This window comes from Pseudomonas sp. K5002 (assembly GCF_013386655.1).
GTDB lineage: Bacteria > Pseudomonadota > Gammaproteobacteria > Pseudomonadales > Pseudomonadaceae > Aquipseudomonas.
The window spans coordinates 1-2,721 of the sequence record NZ_JACARK010000372.1; the positions used below are offsets into that span (position 1 = coordinate 1).

Here is a 2,721-nt window from a genome sequence, read left to right on the forward strand (position 1 = left end):
GGCCGGCTTGAGTGTTGTGAAGCAAAGGCACAAGCAAAAATCAAAAGCGGGCACGGTCCACTGTAGGAGCTGGCTTGCCGGCGATGGCATCAACTGGGTGTACCTGATACACCGAGGTGTCTGCATCGCCGGCAAGCCAGCTCCTACAGAAAAGCAGCTCTGCCTTCGCTCTGGATCTTGCCTTTGCTTTTAACACTCCACTACTCCGCACTACGCTGCGTATGACTCGATACAAACTGCCGAAACCGCTCAGTCGGCAACCCCTCAAACAACTCCGCCGGGGTGCCCTGGGCATCAATCAACCCATTGGCCATAAACACCACCCGATTGGACACATGCCGCGCAAACCCCATCTCATGGGTCACCACCAACATGGTCCGCCCTTCCTCGGCCAGCGACCGCATCACCCGCAACACCTCCCCCACCAACTCCGGGTCCAGCGCCGACGTCGGCTCATCAAACAACATTACTTGCGGGTTCATCGCCAACGCCCGGGCAATCGCCACCCGCTGCTGCTGCCCACCCGACAAATGCGCCGGGTAATAATCACGGCGATCATAAAGCCCCACCTTGTGCAGCAGTTGCTCAGCTTCCTCCACACACTCGGCCTTCGAACGCTTGAGCACCCGCATCGGCCCCTCGATGACATTTTGCAAAACCGTCATATGCGACCACAGGTTAAAACTCTGGAACACCATGCCCAGCTTGCTGCGCATGGTCTCCACCTGCCGCGTGCTGCCAGGCAACAACCGACCGTTGCGCTGGCGCTTGAGCTCGATGGTTTCGCCGTCGAGCACAATACTGCCCTCGTCCGGGGTTTCCAGCAGGTTGATACAACGCAGGAAAGTGCTCTTGCCCGAACCGCTGGCACCGAGGATGGAAATCACGTCACCTTTGTGAGCCTCCAGCGAAATCCCCTTGAGAACCTGTGCCGAACCGAAAGCCTTGTGAATGTTGTTAACCGTAAGGGCGCTCTGAATCTGAGTACTCATGACAAGCTCCGCTGCAATCAGGAATGAGAAATAGGTTCGGGGGTTTGCTTGACCGGCACGTCTTTCGGCCGCTCACGCAGGTGGGGCGACAGACGATGTTCAATCCAGGCCACCACACGCACCACCAGGAAATTCAGGATCAGATAGATCAACGCCGCACAAATGAACACTTCCATGGTGCGGTAGGTACGCTGGATGATTTGTTGCGCCACGCCGGTGACGTCCCACACGGTGACCAGGCTGGCCAGCGCGGTGGACTTGACCAGCAAAATGGCCTCGGTGGAATAGGCCGGAAGCGCCTGGCGCAAGGTGACCGGGCCGATCACTCGCCACAGCAGGGTCCAACGCCCCATGCCTACCGCCTGCCCCGCTTCGATCTGCCCTTGAGGCACGCTCAGCAGGCCACCGCGAATGATTTCAGCGGTGTAGCCGGCGGTGCACAGCGCCAGGGAGACCACGGCGCAGCCATAAGGCGACCTCAACACCACCCACAGGAAGCTGTCGCGAATCGCCGGGAACTGCCCCAGGCCGTAATAGATCAGGAACATCTGGATCATCAGCGGCGTGCCGCGAAACAGCATGATGTAGAAACGCGCCGGGTAGCTGAGGAATGGCCAGCGGCTGACGCGCATGGACACCACGCCCAGCGACAGCAGCAACCCCAGGGTCAGGGACGAAAAAAACAAGGCCAGGGTGATGGGCAAGGCACCCAGCAACTTGAGCATGGTGTCGGCAAGAAAGGCGAAATCGATCATGGCAAACGGTCCCTTCTCACGACTGTGCAGGATTGCGCCGCTGCGTACGCTGTACGCGCGCTTCGGCAATATTGAAAAGACGGCCCGAAAGCCCGGTCAGAATCAGGTAGCACACGCCGCCGACGATGTAGAACGTGAAGTACTGGCGCGTGGAACCCGCCGCCACCTGGCTGGCGCGCATCAGTTCCACCAGGCCAATCACCGAAATCAGCGCGGAGTCTTTCAGGCTCATTTGCCAGACGTTGCCCAGGCCCGGCAGCGCGTACCGCCAGATCTGCGGGATCAGCACCCGGCGAATCCGCGTTGCGCGGTTCATGCCGATCGCCAGTGCTGCCTCAAGCTCACCCTTGGCCACCGCGATAAAGGCACCGCGATAGACCTCAGCCTGATACGACGCCGAGATCAATCCGACGGCGATGGCCCCCACCATGAACGGCGGGACATCGACATAGCCTTCACCGCCAAACCAGTGATTGACGGCCGTCACCACACTGGCACCGCCGAAATAGAACAGGTAGATCACCAACAGCTCCGGAATCCCCCGGAACAGGATGGAATAGGCATCCCCCAGGTATCGCAAGGCACGCTTTTTGGAAAGCTTGGCCATGGCCACCAGGCTGCCGACCAGCGCACCGACCACCAGCGCCGCAAGGGTCAACAACACGGTCATGAGGGCGGCCTTGAGCAAGGCCATCCCCCAACCCGTGTCGCCAAAACTGAGCATCTGCATGAGACTCATCAAGTCACTCCTACCGAAAACACATAAAGCACCGGAACCTTGAAATCCGTCTCAACCTGCCCGACGTCCATGAAGCAAAGGGTGCAACTGCCTGCCTGGTTTACTTGACCATCGGCAGGTTCAAACCCTGCTCCTTGGCGCAATCAATCGCGATCTGGTAGCCCGCATCCGCATGACGCATCACGCCGGTCGCCGGGTCGTTGTGCAGCACGCGCGCGATACGCTCGGCGGCTTC

General features: G+C 59.7%; 4 protein-coding genes and 1 pseudogene. 1 reads left to right on the plus strand and 4 read right to left on the minus strand.

Annotation, left to right across the window (positions count from 1 at the left end; translation table 11 throughout):
• A pseudogene (locus HX846_RS39265) lies at nucleotides 1-193 on the plus strand (hypothetical protein); the annotation flags it as partial.
• 7 nt (nucleotides 194-200) lie between these two features.
• On the opposite strand, the gene HX846_RS17765 reads toward HX846_RS39265, so the two are convergent.
• The 4 genes from HX846_RS17765 to HX846_RS17780 form a co-directional block, all read right to left on the minus strand.
• Nucleotides 201-992, minus strand: coding sequence for an ABC transporter ATP-binding protein (locus HX846_RS17765; protein WP_003220035.1), 792 nt, complete (start codon nucleotides 990-992; stop codon nucleotides 201-203).
• Nucleotides 993-1,009: 17 nt separating this feature from the next.
• Nucleotides 1,010-1,747: an ABC transporter permease gene (locus tag HX846_RS17770; RefSeq protein WP_003220033.1), complete on the minus strand. Its 738-nt coding sequence runs from the start codon at nucleotides 1,745-1,747 to the stop codon at nucleotides 1,010-1,012.
• 16 nt (nucleotides 1,748-1,763) lie between these two features.
• Nucleotides 1,764-2,486: an ABC transporter permease gene (locus HX846_RS17775; protein ID WP_003220032.1), complete on the minus strand. Its 723-nt coding sequence runs from the start codon at nucleotides 2,484-2,486 to the stop codon at nucleotides 1,764-1,766.
• A 100-nt stretch (nucleotides 2,487-2,586) separates the two neighbouring features.
• On the minus strand, nucleotides 2,587-2,721 hold a 135-nt coding region (locus HX846_RS17780), incomplete at its 5' end, for a hypothetical protein (RefSeq protein WP_177010130.1).